Raw genomic sequence first — 13,713 nt, 5'->3', positions numbered from 1 at the left:
AGCCGGCGGCTCAGGCGGCGCGCCCGCGGCGCCCCTCCACGAGCCACATCGCCAGCAGCGCCGCGCCGATGGCGGCCAGAGCCCAGAGGCCGAGGGCGAGCGGGTAGACCTCGACGCCCCGGATGATGGCGCTGTCGCTCGGGCGGAAGCCGATCCAGTCGCCGCCGCTCAGGCGTCCGCTGCGCACGCTCTGCAGACGCGGCACGCTGATCCCGCCCGCATCCGCCACGCGGCGGATCGAGCCGCCCGTCGCCTCGGCGAGCGCCCGCGTCCGCTCGGTGTCGCTGAACACGTCGGTGAGCTCGCGCGGATTGGCCGGGCCGACGCTGACGAAGGCGACGAGGGATCCGGAGCGCAGCGTGTGGAGGCCGAGCTCGCTCGCCTCGAAGGTCGCCGAGAACAGGCCGGGCTGCGCCTCCGTGAGGGTCAGGGTCCGTTCCTGCCCGGTCGGGCCGGTGACGGTGACGGGCTCGGCCGTGTCCGACATGGTCTGGCGCTCGACGCGGACCTCGCGGCCCCGGCCCGTGGTCTGGGCGCGCAGCGCCTCCTCCTCCAGCGCCGGCTCCTTCATCAGCCAGTGGCCGAGGCGGCGCAGCAGGTCGAGATGCGGGCCGCCCTCTTGGTAGCCCCGCGCCCAGAGCCAGGCATGGTCCGAGAGCAGCAGCGCGACGCGCCCCTTCTCCTCGCGGGAGAGCGCGAGCAATGGCAGGTTGTTGGCCCCTGCCAGGATCGGCTGGATCCCGGGCCGGGTCTGCGCCGCGACGATGCGCAGCCAGTCGCCCCAGGCCGGCGGGCTCGATTCGGAGCCGGGCAGCGCCCGCGTGACGGGGTGGCGCGCCCCGGTCTGCGTGAGGGCGGCCTTGTAGGGCTGCTCGACGACCCGGCCGTTCGGGTCGCCCGGCAGGATGGAGGAGAGCCGGGTGCGGGCGAGGCTCGCCGAGGAGGCGAATTCCGGGCCCGCCGCGATGAGGAGCGCGCCGCCTTCCTGCACGTAGCGGACGATGTTGTCGAAATAGGCCGAGGGCAGCACGCTCTGGTTGGCGTAGCGGTCGAAGATGATCAGGTCGAAATCCTTGATCTTCTGGACGAACAGCTCGCGCGTCGGGAAGGCGATCAGGGAGAGTTCGGAGATCGGCGTGCCGTCCTGCTTCTCGGGCGGGCGCAGGATGGTGAAGTGGACGAGATCGACATTGGCGTCGGACTTGAGGAGGTTGCGCCACGTCCGCTCGCCCTGGTGCGGCTCGCCGGAGACGAGGAGCACGCGCAGCTTCTCGCGGATGCCCTCGATCGGCAGCACCGCCCGGTTGTTGACCGTGGTCAGCTCGCCCGGCAGCGGCTCGACCTCGATCTCGACGACGTTCGGGCCGCCATGCTCGATCTTCGTCGTCAGCGCGAAGGCCCTGCCCGTCGGCACGCTGCGCCGGCCGATCTGCTCGCCGTCGCGGCGGACCGTCACCACGGCGTTGCCGGTGCCGCCCCGCTCCATCACCTCGGCCCGGATCGTCAGCTCCTTGCCGACGATGCCGAAGCGGGGCGCTTCCAGGAGCTTGATCTGCCGGTCGCGCTCGTCCGGATGCCCGGTGACGAGGACGTGGAGCGGCGCCTTGAGGCCGAGCGCGGCGGCGGTGGCCGGGATGTCGTGGATCACGCCGTCCGTCAGCATCACGACGCCCGCCAACCGCTCCGGCGGCACGTCGGCGAGCGATTGCGAGAGCGCCGCGAAGAGTTGCGTGCCGCCGTCGCCCTCGCGGGAATCCGGCACGTCGATGAAGCGCGGCTCGATGTTGGTGAGGCCGCCGAAGCGGCGCTGCAGCTCGGCCCGGACCTGATCGGTCATGGCCGGGCGATCGCCGAGCGATTGCGAGCCCGAGCGGTCGACGACGACCGCCGCGACGTCCTTCACCGGCTCGCGGTCCTCGCGCACGAGGGAGGGGTTCGCGAGGGCGGCGAGGACGAGGATCAGCACGAGGGCCCGCAGGCCCGCCGTCCGCCCGCGCGCCACGAGGGCGAGGCCGCCGAACAGGAGGGCGAGCACGCCGAAGCCGGCGAGAACCGGCCAGGGGACGAGGGGCGTGAAGCTGAGGCTCAGCACGGAGCGAGCCCTCCGCGATCAGGGGTGCACCGGCGATCATCAAGCCCGCGCCGCGCCCCCGCTCCCGTTCGGGAGAGGGACGGGGTGAGGGGTGCGACCGTTTCCGAAAAACCTGTCCCCCTCACCCGGTCGGCTCGCGCGGCGTCGACCTCTCCCGGGCGGGAGAGCTGAAGGGCGCCCGATCGAGCCGGGCTGCGAGCCGGCGACCGTCTCACCTGTGCCTGCATGTTCCTCACTGTCCGAGCCGCTCCAGCAGGGCCGGCACGTGGACCTGATCCGCCTTGTAGTTGCCGGTCAGCGTGTACATCACGATGTTGACGCCGCCGCGGAAGGCCATCTCGCGCTGGCGCTGGTCGCCCCCGGTGACGGGATAGAGCGCCTCGCCCCGGCGGCCGACCGCCCAGGCGGCGGCGAGGTCGTTGCCGGTGATGATGATGGGGCTGACCCCGTCGCCCGCGCGCGCCGGGCGCCGCTCGCCCCCGTCCGCCGCGGGGGGCAGCGCCTCGACCCAGGTCTGGCCCGTGGCGTAGCGGCCGGGGAAGGTCTCGACGAGGTAGAAGGCCTTGGTGAGCACGTGGTCGATCGGAACGGGCTCCAGTTCCGGCACCTCCAGCGTCGCCAGCATCTTGCGCAGGTAGGCCGCCTCCGGCGTCGGCCCGTCGCCCGGGCGGCTCGTCAGGGCGTCGCGGGTGTCGAAGAGGACGGTGCCGCCGTTGCGCATGAAGGCGTCGATCCGGCGGATCGCGGCCTCGCTCGGCTGCGGGCGCCCCGGCGCGATCGGCCAGTAGATCAGCGGGTAGAAGGAGAGCTCGTCCCTGGCCGGGTCGAGGCCCGCGGGCTCGCCGGGTTCGAGCGCCGTGCGGGAGGCGAGCATCTGGGTCAGCCCCGAGAGGCCGGCCCGGCTCGCCTCGTCGACGGCCGCGTCGCCGGTGATCACGTAGGCGAGGCGCGTCACGAGGGCGGATTCGAAGCCGTTCGGGCGGTTCGCCGCCGGCTCCTCGGCGCGCGCCGGGAGCGGAGCCGCCAGCGCCAGGAGGGCGAGGCCGGCGAGCAGCAGGGCGGCCGGCCGGTTGCCGACCCGGCCCAGCAGGCCTCCGGTCGACCGGCTGAGGAACCCGCCGAGCCACAGGCCGGCGAGCGTGTCGAGGACGAGGAGCATCAGGGCAAGGGTGAAGAGGTGGGCCCGAAGGTCAAGGGTCTCGGCCCCGGCCAGCGAGCCGAGGCGGGCATTCTTCAGGCTCGCGAGGTCGAGGGCCTTCAGCCGGTCGTCCGGCCGGAGCGCGTTGACGGCGATGCCGCCATCGGGCGGCCCGTAGAAGCCCGGCGGGTGCTCGCCCGTCGCCCGGTCCCCGTAATCGGCCGAGACGGCCTTGGCGGAGGCGGGCGGGCTGCCGAGCGCCCCGAACCCGTCGAGGGTCAGCCGCGGCGCCAGGACGGCGGCCGCGGGCCGCGGGCCGCCCTCGGCCACCGGGGCGGCGCTGCTGCCGGCCAGGCCCACCACCCGCCGCAGCATGTCGATGAAGAGGCCGGACAGGGGCAGGTTCGACCAGGTCGTGTCGGCGGTGACGTGGAACAGCACGACGAGCCCCTGGCCCCGCTTCTCGGCGGTGACGATCGGCGTGCCGTCCTGGAGCGAGGCCCAGGTCCGGCTCGGCAACTCGCCGTCGGGCTCCGCCAGGATCTGGCGGCGCACGCCGATATCGGCCGGCGGCGCGAGGCCCGCGAAGGGGCTCTCGGGGGCGAAGGGAGCCAGCGTCTTCGGGCTGTCCCAGGAGAGCGTGCCGCCGAGCGTCCGGCCGCCCCGGCGCAGGCGCACGGGCACGAGCGGATCGTTGCCGGCGGCGAGCCGGGCCCCGGCGAAGCGCAGGAGGAGGCCGCCGCCATCGACGAAGGTCGAGACGCGGCCGAGCGTCTGCTCGTCGAGCGCCCCGACATCGGCCAGAACCAGCACGGAGACCTGGCTGTCGAGCATCTGGCCGATCGACTCGGCCGTGCCCTTGGCGCCCCGGGGCTCCTGCACGTCGGCGAAGGGCGTCAGCGCCTTGGCGAGATAGTAGGTCGGCGCCAGCAGGGGCTGCGCCTGATCGGCCGTGCCGCCGAAGACGAGGCCGACGCGGCGCCGCTTGCCGCGCTCGTCCATCAGGGCCACGGCTCCGGCCGAGCGCTCGTTGGCGATCTCGAGCCGCGCGATCGCGTTGCGCAGCTCCACCGGCAGGTCGAACACGATCTCGGCCTCGGTGGCGTTCGGCGCGAAGGCGAAATCGTGCTCGGCGAGGGGCAGGCCCTTCTGGTCGAGCGCCCGGACGAGGCCCGTGTCGCGCCCGTTGGGCGCCGCGCGCAGGACCCGGGCGGTGAGCCGTCCGCCCCCCTCCGAGCCGGTGATCGCGATCAACGTCGGCTGGTCGGTTTTGAGGATCGCGAGATCAACGCCGTGCTTCGTCGCGAGCGCCTCCAGATCCGGCGCGAAACGCCCCTCCCCGGTCCCCGCGACGCCGTCGCTGATCCAGACGATGCCGGCTCCCGGCATCCGCTCCAGGACGCTCCCGATGGCCGGCAGATGCGCCGCCCGGTCGGCGAGATGGGGCCGCGGCGCGATCGCCCGCAGGCGCTCCAGCGCGGCGGCCGGGTTGCGCGCCTCGGCTGCGGCGGCCGGATCGGCGAGGCTGAGGATCGCGACCGGGCGCCCGTCGCGGGCCGCGCCCTCGACCGCGTCGATGGCGACGCGCAGGCGCTCGCGCCAATCGTGGGCCGCGGAAAACCCATTGTCGATCAGCAGGATGAGCGGGTTGCGCCCGCCCGCCGCACCGATCCCGGCCGGGTTCCAGACAGGCCCCGCCACGGCGAGGATGAGGGCGGCTGCCGCCAGCATCCGCAGGATCAGCAGCCAGGGCGGCGTGCGGGCCGGCGTCTCCCGGCGCGGCGCGAGATCGGCCGCGATCCGCAGCGGCGGGAAATCGATCCGGCGCGGGCGCGGCGGCGTCACCCGCAGCAGGAACCAGAGGGCCGGCAGGGCGACGAGGGCGGCGAGCGCGAAGGGGGCGGCGAAGGTCAGCGGTCCGAGCATCACGCCCTCCTCAGCCGGCGCCGCGGGCGGCCACCAGGGTGACGAGGCGCAACGCCGCCTCGCTCGCCGGGCGGTCGGTGCGGTGGAGCGTCAGCGTCCAGCCGAGGTCCCGGGTCAGTCCGAGAAGCCCGGCGCGATGGGCGGCGATGCGCTCGCGATAGGCTTCCCCCCAGGCCGCCGCGTCGCCGACATCCAGGCTGATCCCGGCTTCCGGATCCTGCAGCACCGCCTGTCCCGCGAAGGGGAAGGTCTCCTCGACCGGGTCGGCGATGAGGACGCAATGGCCCCGCGTACCGTGCCCCGCGAGGGTGCGCAGCGCGGGCTCGATCTCGCGCAGCGGCGTCAGGAAGTCGCTCACCAGGATCGCCTCGTCGAACCGCCCGAGGGCGGCGCGGGGCGGAAGGTCCTGCGCGAGTCCGGCCTCGTCGCCGACGATCTCCTGCGCCATCGCCTCGACGATCCGCCGGGAGGCGTTCGGCCGCGTCAGCCCGAGCAGGCCGACCCGCTCGCCGCCCTCCACCAGGGTGTCGGCCAAAGCGAGGCCGAGGACGAGGGCGCGCTCGACCTTCGGGGTCTCGGAGAGGTCCGACACGAAGCCCATCGAGGCGGATCGGTCGATCCAGAGCCAGACATTGTGGGCGGCCTCCCACTCGCGCTCGCGCACGTAGAGCCGGTCGTCCCGGGCCGAGCGGCGCCAGTCGATGCGGGCCGCCGCCTCACCCGTCACGAAGGGCCGGAATTGCCAGAAGCTCTCGCCCGGTCCCGCCCGCCTGCGCCCGTGAAGGCCGTGCGCCAGCGTCGACGAGACACGCCGCGCCTCCAGCACGAGGCGCGGCATGCGCTCCGCCAGGGAGAGCGCGCGCTCGGTCTCGCGCCGTCCGGGGGCGCGCTCGGAGGGGCCGGAGACCCGGGTCGCGACCATCCGCTAGAGCTTGTCCGCGAGCTGCCGGATCAGGCCCGGCACGGTCTCGCCGTCGGCCCGGGCTGCGAAGCTCAGCGCCATGCGGTGCTTCAGCACGGGCTCGGCGAGCGCCTTCACGTCGGCGATCGAGGGCGCGACGCGGCCCTCGATCAGGGCGCGGGCGCGCACGGCGAGCGTCAGCGCCTGGCTGGCGCGGGGTCCCGGACCCCACAGGAGCTTGCCCTTTACGATTCCCTCGCCGCTGTCCGGCCGGGCCGAGCGCACGAGGTCGAGGATCGCGTCGACCACCGCCTCGCCGACCGGCAGCCGCCGGACCAGGCGCTGGGCTGTGAGAAGCTCCTCCGTCGTCATGACGGCTCGCGGCCGCGTCTCCTCGACGCCGGTGGTCTCGATCAGGATGCGCCGCTCCGCCGCCCGGTCGGGATAGCCCACGTCGATCTCGAGGAGAAAGCGGTCGAGCTGCGCCTCCGGCAGCGGGTAGGTGCCCTCCTGCTCGATCGGGTTCTGGGTCGCCAGCACGTGGAACGGTCGCGGCAGGTCGTGGCGCTCGCCCGCGACCGAGACGAAGTGCTCCTGCATCGCCTGCAGCAGGGCCGATTGGGTGCGCGGGCTCGCGCGGTTGATCTCGTCGGCCATCAGGAGCTGCGTGAAGACGGGGCCCTTCACGAAGCGGAAGGAGCGGCGCCGGTCCGCGTCCTCGTCGAGGATCTCGGTCCCCAGGATGTCGGAGGGCATCAGGTCGGGGGTGAACTGCACCCGCCGCGCGTCGAGGCCGAGGACGGTGCCGAGGGTCTCCACGAGCTTGGTCTTGGCAAGGCCCGGCAAGCCGACGAGGAGACCATGTCCGCCGGCGAGGATCGTCACCAGGGCGAGGTCGACGACCTGCTCCTGGCCGAAGATGACCCCGTGGATCGCCTCGCGGGCCTTGCCGACCGCCGCGAGGCAGGATTCGGCGGTGGCGACGATACCGTCGTCGAGGCTGGTGGCCGGCGATGAGCCGTGCGTCATGCGCGTCGTTTCCCGTCTCTCGCGGCCCGGCGCGCGGGCCTCGCGGTCGGTGTGCAGGGGCCGTGCCCGGGACGAACGCCCGGGACCTGTCGAAGGGCCGGAGTGTGGCGTCCTTTTGGGCGGGCTGGCAAGGTCGGTGTCGCCGCAGCCCGGTCCGCTCCCTCAACCCCTCGGATCAACCGCCGGCGCACCGAGTTCTGTCCACGATCCCACCGTCCCGCTTCACGAGATCGCCATGCCGGCCGACCCCGCCCTCCTGCCCGAGCCGTCCGACGGCTGGGAAGCTTTCGACGATCCGGGCTTCATCGACCATGTCGGCCCGGTCTGGCACCGGCCGGAGGGGGCCTACGGCTTCCGTGCGGAGACGAAGCACGCCAACCTGATCGGGATCGTGCAGGGCGGCATGCTGATGACCTTCGCCGACCGGGCTCTCGGCGTCGCCGCGATGGCGGCCGCCGACGGAGCGAACTGCGTGACGATCCAACTCGAGATGCAGTTCGTCGGAGCGGGCCGCATCGGCGACTGGATCGAGGCCCGCCCCGAGATTGTGAGACGCACGAGTTCCCTCGTCTTCCTGCGCACGGACCTCACCTGCGGGACGGATATCGTCGCCAGCGCCACGGGCATCTGGAAGATCCTCCGCCGCAAGCCCGCGCCATGATGGCGGTGGCACCGCGTCGCGAGCCGATTGCCAGCGTCCGCCCGGCCCTATCTGATGCACCCATGACAGCCGCCGACGCGACCGCCGATCCGATCCTCTGCCGCCTCAGCGACGCGCTCGGTGGGCTGGAGCCGCGCGGGCTGCCGCCGGTCGAATCGTGGAACCCGCCCTATTGCGGAGAGATCGACATGCGGATCGCCGCGGACGGGACGTGGTTCCACAACGGATCGCCGATCCGGCGGCCGGCCCTGGTCAAGCTCTTCGCCTCGCTTCTCCGGAAGGAGCCGGACGGACGCATCGTCCTCGTCACACCCGTCGAGAGCGTCGGCATCGCCGTGGACGACGCGCCCTTCTTGGCCGTCGAGATGGCCGTCGAGGGCACCGGCGAAGCGCGGCGCCTCGCCTTCCGCACCAACGTCGACGATCTCGTCCCGCTGGATACCGAGCACGCGCTCCGGTTCGAGCAGGATCGGGATGGGGGTCTGCGCCCCTATATCCACGTCCGGCGCGGTCTCTGGGCACTCATGACGCGCGCTCTGACCTACGACCTCGTGGAGATGGGCGAAGAGCGCGAGATCGACGGGACCCGCTGGTTCGGGCTCGCAGCGGGCGGCGCCTTCCACCGGATCGCGCCCGCAGAGGCTGCGTGAGCGTGTCCTCTCGCGTCCTGGCCCCGGTGGCCGCCCCACCGCCCGACGAGGCGGCCTTGGCCGATTTCCTCGCCCGGGCCGAGGCCCGGCTCTCGCGCGAGCCGCCGGGTCCCTGCGATCCGACCTCCAACCCGCGCGGCGACCATTCCCTCGATCCCGAGGGCAAGGCCGTGGCGCCGCCCGGTCCGCATCGCCGCGCCGCCGTGCTGGTGCCGGTGGTGCCCCGCTACGGCAGCCTGTTCGTCCTCCTGACGAAGCGCGCCCCCCATCTGCGCGACCATTCGGGCCAGATCGCCTTCCCCGGCGGCAAGATCGACCCGCACGACGAGACGCCCCGGCACGCCGCGCTCCGCGAGGCCGAGGAGGAGATCGGCCTCGCCCCCGAGCGGGTGCGGACGATCGGATATCTCGACCCCTACCTCTCGGCGACCGGCTTCCTCGTCACGCCCGTGGTCGGCCTCGTTGATCCCGCCGCACCGTTGGCGCCGAACCCGGCGGAGGTCGCCGAGATCTTCGAGGTGCCGCTCGCCGTCCTGATGGACCCCTCGCGCTACGAGCGGAACGCCCTTCTGTGGAAGGGCCAGCTGCGGCACTACTACGCCATTCCCTTCGGCGAGCGCATGATCTGGGGTCTCACGGCCGGGATCCTGCACAATCTCCATCAGCGCTTATGTCTGTGAGCCAGGGCGTCGCCGCCCGCCTGATCCGTTGACCGCCCGGGTGCTATGCTGCGTCGCGTCCTCGAAGAGCTCGGCCTCTTCCTCATCCCGTTCCTGCTCTTCTTCGGCTACCTCCTCCTCGTCGGCCGGAACCCGTTCCACCGGGTTCACTGGGAGGCGCAGGTCTTCCGGCTCGTGCTGGCGGGCTTCGGCGTCGTGATCGCCTCTCTCGTCCTCACCGGCCTGTTCTCCGAGCGCCATGCCGGCGGTTACGTGCCGGCTCATATGGAGAATGGCCGCCTCGTACCGGGGCAGTTCCGGTGATGCCGACGATCCCGGACAGTCTCGACTCGCTCGGCCTCAGCCGGCTCCTCGCGCGGCCGGGCGTAGCCGCCGTGCTCGCTGCCCTCGATGGGCCGGGCGAGGAGACCCGCCTCGTCGGCGGGTGCGTGCGCGACGCGCTGCTGGGCAGGGAAGTGGCCGACATCGACCTCGCGACGACCCTGCTGCCCGCCGAGACGATGGCGCGGGCCACCGCCGCCGGGCTGAAGGCGATCCCGACCGGGTTCGAGCACGGCACGGTCACGGTGATCGCCGACGGCGACCCGTTCGAGGTGACGACGCTCCGAGAGGACATCGAGACGGACGGGCGGCACGCCATCGTCCGGTTCGGGCGCGACTTCCGGCGCGACGCCGAGCGGCGCGACTTCACCATGAACGCCCTGTCCCTGGGCGTGGACGGCGCGCTTCACGACCTCACCGAGGGCCTCGCCGACCTCGCCGAGGGCCGTGTCCGCTTCATCGGCGACCCGGACACGCGCATCCGCGAGGATGCCCTGCGCATCCTGCGCTTCTTCCGCTTTCACGCCCGGTTCGGAGCCGGCGAGCCGGACGCTCCCGGCCTCGCCGCCTGTATCCGGGCTCGCGACAGCCTCGACGGCTTGTCCCGCGAGCGCGTGCGGGCGGAATTCCTCAAGATCCTGACGACACCGGGCGTCACCGAAGCGTTCGAGATCCTGAGCCGGACCGGGCTGCTGCCGCGTCTCATCGGCGGCCTCTGCGATCTCGGCCGGCTCGGACGGGCCGCCCGAGCAGGGCTCTGCGCCACTGGGCGGCTCGCCGCCGCCTTCGTCCTCAGCGCCTCGGACGTCGAGCGGCTACGAGACCGGTTGCGCCTCTCGAATGCCGAGCAGGCCGTCCTTCTCGCCTATGCCCGGGCGCTGGCCGCGCTCCTCAGCCCAGACAGCATCGACGCGACCGCGCTCCGGGCCTTCGCGGCAGAACACGGCGCGGCGGCGCTCGGACGCGTGCTCGAAGCCACCCGGGGCGAGCCGCGCCCTCGCCTCTCGCCGGAGGCCCGTGCGCTGCTCCCCGCCCTCCTCGATCCGGCCGCACCCCGACCGGTGATGCCCCTCGCCGGCGCCGACCTCGTCGCCCGCGGTCTGGCGCCCGGACCTCAGATCGGGCGCGCCCTCGCCGCCGCGCGCAAGCTCTGGCTCGCCCGCGGCTGCCCCGTCGACGCGGCATCGCGCGACGCGCTGCTCGAGGAGGCGCTCGAAGTGATCCGAAGGGCGTGAGTGACCCGGGCGAGTTGCCGAGCCGCAGATTGCCGCCTTCCGACCGGACAAAAAATCCGCCCTCGGCTGAGCCGAGAGCGGCGGATAATTCCGTCCTGACGAGCCGGCGATCGGCTCAGAGGCCGAGGGCGACCTTCGTCTCCTGAAGCTGCACGATCTGCCCGTTCAGCTCCTCGCGACGCTCCAAATCCTCGGTCGCATCCCGCTGAAGCTCGACCGCCTCGATGTCGCGGTCGATCGAGGCGGGGGTCACCTCCTCGATCGGGGCCGCGCGCTCGGCGATCACCGTCACGCCGGTCGGGCCGATATCCGCGAAGCCGCCGCGGACGAGGATGCGCTTGCCGCTGTTCTGGCGCTCGGTGACGAGGATGACCCCGACCTTGAGCGAGGTCAGCACCGGCGCGTGGCCGGGAAGGACGGTCATCTCGCCCTCGGTGCCCGGCAGCTGCACGGCCTCGACCTGGCCGGAATAGAGCGTCCGCTCGGGGCCGACGAAATCGAACTGGAAGGTGGCCATCGGATCAGGGTCTCTTCAGAAGCTCTCCTCCCCGCGGGGAGAAGCTGGGAGCGGGGTGGTGCGGGCAGGCCGCTCCACCCTTGGCCCCTCCCCGCGAGGCGGGGAGGGAGACGGCCGGTTCAGGCGGCTGCCGCGAGCTTCTTGGCCTTCTCTTTGGCCTCCTCGATGGTGCCGACCATGTAGAAGGCCGCCTCCGGGAGGTCGTCGTACTCGCCGCTGACGAGCCCCTTGAAGCCCTTGATCGTGTCCTCGAGGGCGACGAGCTTGCCGGGCGAGCCCGTGAAGACCTCGGCCACGTGGAAGGGCTGGCTGAGGAAGCGCTCGATCTTGCGGGCGCGGGCGACCGTCAGCTTGTCCTCTTCCGAGAGCTCGTCCATGCCCAGGATCGCGATGATGTCCTGGAGCGCCTTGTAGCGCTGCAGGGTCTGCTGGACGCGGCGGGCGATGTCGTAATGCTCCTCGCCGAGGATGGCGGGCGAGAGCATGCGCGAGGTCGAGTCGAGCGGATCCACCGCCGGGTAGATGCCCTTCTCGGCGATCGAGCGCGAGAGCACGGTGGTGGCGTCGAGGTGGGCGAAGGAGGCGGCGGGCGCCGGGTCGGTCAGGTCGTCGGCCGGCACGTAGATGGCCTGCACCGAGGTGATCGAACCCTTCGTCGTCGTGGTGATGCGCTCCTGCAGGGCGCCCATGTCGGTGGCGAGCGTCGGCTGATAGCCCACCGCCGAGGGAATGCGGCCAAGAAGCGCCGACACCTCGGAGCCCGCCTGCGTGAAGCGGAAGATGTTGTCCACGAAGAACAGCACGTCCTGGCCCTCGTCGCGGAACTGCTCGGCGACGGTGAGGCCGGTGAGCGCCACGCGCGAGCGGGCGCCGGGCGACTCGTTCATCTGGCCGTAGACCAGCGCGCACTTGGAGCCCTCGGCCGAGCCGTTGTTCTCCTTCGGGTCCATGTTGACCTTGGACTCGATCATCTCGTGGTAGAGATCGTTGCCCTCGCGGGTGCGCTCGCCGACGCCGGCGAACACCGAGTAGCCCGAGTGGGCCTTCGCGATGTTGTTGATCAGCTCCATGATCAGCACGGTCTTGCCGACGCCGGCGCCGCCGAACAGGCCGATCTTGCCGCCCTTGGCGTAGGGGGCGAGCAGGTCCACCACCTTGATGCCGGTGACGAGGATCTGCGCCTCGGTCGACTGCTCGTCATAGGCCGGAGCGGGCTGGTGGATCGCACGGTAGGTCGTGGTCTCGATCGGGCCGGCCTCGTCGATCGGCTCACCGATGACGTTCATGATGCGGCCGAGCGTGTTCAGGCCGACCGGCACCTTGATCGCCTCGCCGGTGTCGGTGACCTCCTGGCCGCGCACGAGGCCTTCGGACGTGTCCATCGCCACGCAGCGCACGGTGTTCTCGCCGAGCTGCTGGGCGACTTCGAGCACGAGGCGAGCGCCGTTGTTCTTGGTCTCGAGAGCGTTCAGGATTTCCGGCAGATGGCCGTCGAACTGCACGTCGACCACGGGCCCGATGACCTGCGTGATCCGGCCGACCGAGTTGGCGGCGGTGGGAAGAGCGGTGTTCGCCATGATGTGCGTGTCCTTCGAATCTGTGCGGGCGGGGCGTCCGGGCGGCTCTTAGAGAGCCTCGGCGCCCGAGATGATCTCGATCAGTTCCTTGGTGATCATGGCCTGACGCGTGCGGTTGTAGATCAGCGTCTGCTTCTTGATCATCTCGCCCGCGTTGCGGGTGGCGGAATCCATGGCGCTCATGCGCGAGCCCTGCTCGGAGGCTGCGTTCTCGAGAAGCGCCCGGAAGACCTGGACGGTGAGGTTGCGCGGCAGGAGCGTCGCGAGGATCGCTTCCTCGCTCGGCTCGAATTCCAGGGCGGAATCGGCGGGCGCACCGGTGGTGCTCTCCGCTCCCTCCGGCAGCTGCGCCGGGATCAGCTTCTGAGCGGTCGGGATCTGCGAGATGACCGAGCGGAACTCGGAGTAGAACAGCGTCGCCACGTCGAACTCGCCCGCGTCGAAGCGTGCGAGGATCTTGTCGGCGATCTCCGAGGCGAACTCGTAATCGACGGGCTTGTTGCCCCGCAGGTCCATGTTCTCGATGATCTGCTGCCGGAACTGGCGGCGCAGGATGTCGTAGCCCTTCTTGCCGACGGTGATGATCTTCACCGTCTTGCCCTCCGCCATCAGGCGGTTGGCGTGGTCGCGGGCGAGCCGAGCGATCGACGAGTTGAAGGCGCCGCACAGGCCGCGATCGGCGGTGCAGACCACGAGGAGGTGCGTGCGGTCCTCACCCGTGCCGGACAGAAGCTTCGGAGCACCGACGCCGCCGACGAGGTTCCCGGCGAGGTTGCCGAGCACCTGGGACATCTTCTCGGCGTAGGGCCGCGCGCTCTCGGCCGCATTCTGGGCGCGCCGCAGCTTGGCGGCGGCGACCATCTGCATCGCCTTGGTGATCTTCTGCGTCGCCTTCACCGAAGTGATGCGGTTACGCAGATCCTTCAAACTCGGCATCGGGAGATTTCCAGGTGGGTCACGGGCGGCTCAGGGCCGGGCGCGGCGGG

Annotated in this window: 12 protein-coding genes; 5 read left to right on the top strand and 7 right to left on the bottom strand. The window is 72.0% G+C overall.

What is annotated here, in order from left to right:
- Nucleotides 1-10: 10 nt before the first annotated feature.
- The 4 genes from E1J50_RS03990 to E1J50_RS03975 form a co-directional block, all read right to left on the bottom strand.
- Nucleotides 11-2,092: a hypothetical protein gene (locus E1J50_RS03990; RefSeq protein ID WP_132250640.1), complete on the bottom strand. Its 2,082-nt coding sequence runs from the start codon at nucleotides 2,090-2,092 to the stop codon at nucleotides 11-13.
- Nucleotides 2,093-2,324: 232 nt separating this feature from the next.
- Nucleotides 2,325-5,156, bottom strand: a complete 2,832-nt coding sequence (locus tag E1J50_RS03985) for a DUF4159 domain-containing protein (RefSeq protein WP_132250638.1) — start codon at nucleotides 5,154-5,156, stop codon at nucleotides 2,325-2,327.
- 10 nt (nucleotides 5,157-5,166) lie between these two features.
- The gene (locus E1J50_RS03980) at nucleotides 5,167-6,078 is read right to left on the bottom strand and encodes a DUF58 domain-containing protein (protein ID WP_132250635.1); all 912 of its coding nucleotides are present in this window, start codon (nucleotides 6,076-6,078) and stop codon (nucleotides 5,167-5,169) included.
- Between the two features lie 3 nt (nucleotides 6,079-6,081).
- Nucleotides 6,082-7,086: an AAA family ATPase gene (locus tag E1J50_RS03975; protein ID WP_132250633.1), complete on the bottom strand. Its 1,005-nt coding sequence runs from the start codon at nucleotides 7,084-7,086 to the stop codon at nucleotides 6,082-6,084.
- Between the two features lie 235 nt (nucleotides 7,087-7,321).
- On the opposite strand from E1J50_RS03975, the gene E1J50_RS03970 reads away from it, so the two are divergent.
- From E1J50_RS03970 to E1J50_RS03950, 5 genes are all read left to right on the top strand, one after another.
- On the top strand, nucleotides 7,322-7,747 hold the full coding sequence (locus E1J50_RS03970) for a PaaI family thioesterase (RefSeq protein WP_132250631.1): 426 nt from the start codon (nucleotides 7,322-7,324) through the stop codon (nucleotides 7,745-7,747).
- 62 nt (nucleotides 7,748-7,809) lie between these two features.
- Complete coding sequence (locus tag E1J50_RS03965) at nucleotides 7,810-8,397, top strand: DUF1285 domain-containing protein (RefSeq protein ID WP_132250629.1); 588 nt, start codon at nucleotides 7,810-7,812, stop codon at nucleotides 8,395-8,397.
- Nucleotides 8,394-9,077, top strand: coding sequence for a CoA pyrophosphatase (locus E1J50_RS03960; protein ID WP_425374906.1), 684 nt, complete (start codon nucleotides 8,394-8,396; stop codon nucleotides 9,075-9,077). Before E1J50_RS03965 ends, E1J50_RS03960 begins: the two co-directional genes overlap by 4 nt.
- Before the next feature lie 45 nt (nucleotides 9,078-9,122).
- Nucleotides 9,123-9,380 (top strand): DUF6111 family protein, encoded by a 258-nt coding sequence (locus E1J50_RS03955; protein WP_132250627.1) that lies wholly within the window; start codon nucleotides 9,123-9,125, stop codon nucleotides 9,378-9,380.
- Nucleotides 9,380-10,633, top strand: coding sequence for a CCA tRNA nucleotidyltransferase (locus E1J50_RS03950; protein ID WP_132250625.1), 1,254 nt, complete (start codon nucleotides 9,380-9,382; stop codon nucleotides 10,631-10,633). The genes E1J50_RS03955 and E1J50_RS03950 overlap by 1 nt, the downstream gene beginning before the upstream one ends.
- 115 nt (nucleotides 10,634-10,748) lie before the next feature.
- Here E1J50_RS03950 and E1J50_RS03945 read toward each other — a convergent pair whose 3' ends face one another.
- The 3 genes from E1J50_RS03945 to E1J50_RS03935 form a co-directional block, all read right to left on the bottom strand.
- Nucleotides 10,749-11,150 carry a F0F1 ATP synthase subunit epsilon gene (locus tag E1J50_RS03945; RefSeq protein WP_132250623.1) on the bottom strand — a complete coding sequence of 134 codons (402 nt, stop codon included), beginning with the start codon at nucleotides 11,148-11,150 and terminating at the stop codon, nucleotides 10,749-10,751.
- Between the two features lie 119 nt (nucleotides 11,151-11,269).
- The gene (atpD, locus tag E1J50_RS03940; RefSeq protein ID WP_132250621.1) at nucleotides 11,270-12,727 is read right to left on the bottom strand and encodes a F0F1 ATP synthase subunit beta; all 1,458 of its coding nucleotides are present in this window, start codon (nucleotides 12,725-12,727) and stop codon (nucleotides 11,270-11,272) included.
- 48 nt (nucleotides 12,728-12,775) lie between these two features.
- Complete coding sequence (locus tag E1J50_RS03935; RefSeq protein WP_132250619.1) at nucleotides 12,776-13,663, bottom strand: F0F1 ATP synthase subunit gamma; 888 nt, start codon at nucleotides 13,661-13,663, stop codon at nucleotides 12,776-12,778.
- Nucleotides 13,664-13,713 lie beyond the last annotated feature (50 nt).

The sequence above is a fragment of the Methylobacterium segetis genome, assembly GCF_004348265.1.
In the GTDB taxonomy this organism is placed as follows: domain Bacteria; phylum Pseudomonadota; class Alphaproteobacteria; order Rhizobiales; family Beijerinckiaceae; genus Methylobacterium; species Methylobacterium segetis.
Note: the sequence above shows the minus strand (reverse complement) of the source record. Positions and strands in the feature narration are given on the sequence as shown.

Excerpts from the sequence above, each read along its gene's own strand:
- E1J50_RS03985 (WP_132250638.1), bottom strand. The coding sequence starts at position 5,156 with ATGCTCGGACCGCTGACCTTCGCCGCCCCCTTCGCGCTCGCCGCCCTC.
- E1J50_RS03980 (WP_132250635.1), bottom strand. The coding sequence starts at position 6,078 with ATGGTCGCGACCCGGGTCTCCGGCCCCTCCGAGCGCGCCCCCGGACGG.
- E1J50_RS03975 (WP_132250633.1), bottom strand. The coding sequence starts at position 7,086 with ATGACGCACGGCTCATCGCCGGCCACCAGCCTCGACGACGGTATCGTC.
- E1J50_RS03970 (WP_132250631.1), top strand. The coding sequence starts at position 7,322 with ATGCCGGCCGACCCCGCCCTCCTGCCCGAGCCGTCCGACGGCTGGGAA.
- E1J50_RS03965 (WP_132250629.1), top strand. The coding sequence starts at position 7,810 with ATGACAGCCGCCGACGCGACCGCCGATCCGATCCTCTGCCGCCTCAGC.
- E1J50_RS03955 (WP_132250627.1), top strand. The coding sequence starts at position 9,123 with ATGCTGCGTCGCGTCCTCGAAGAGCTCGGCCTCTTCCTCATCCCGTTC.
- E1J50_RS03950 (WP_132250625.1), top strand. The coding sequence starts at position 9,380 with ATGCCGACGATCCCGGACAGTCTCGACTCGCTCGGCCTCAGCCGGCTC.
- E1J50_RS03945 (WP_132250623.1), bottom strand. The coding sequence starts at position 11,150 with ATGGCCACCTTCCAGTTCGATTTCGTCGGCCCCGAGCGGACGCTCTAT.
- atpD (WP_132250621.1), bottom strand. The coding sequence starts at position 12,727 with ATGGCGAACACCGCTCTTCCCACCGCCGCCAACTCGGTCGGCCGGATC.
- E1J50_RS03935 (WP_132250619.1), bottom strand. The coding sequence starts at position 13,663 with ATGCCGAGTTTGAAGGATCTGCGTAACCGCATCACTTCGGTGAAGGCG.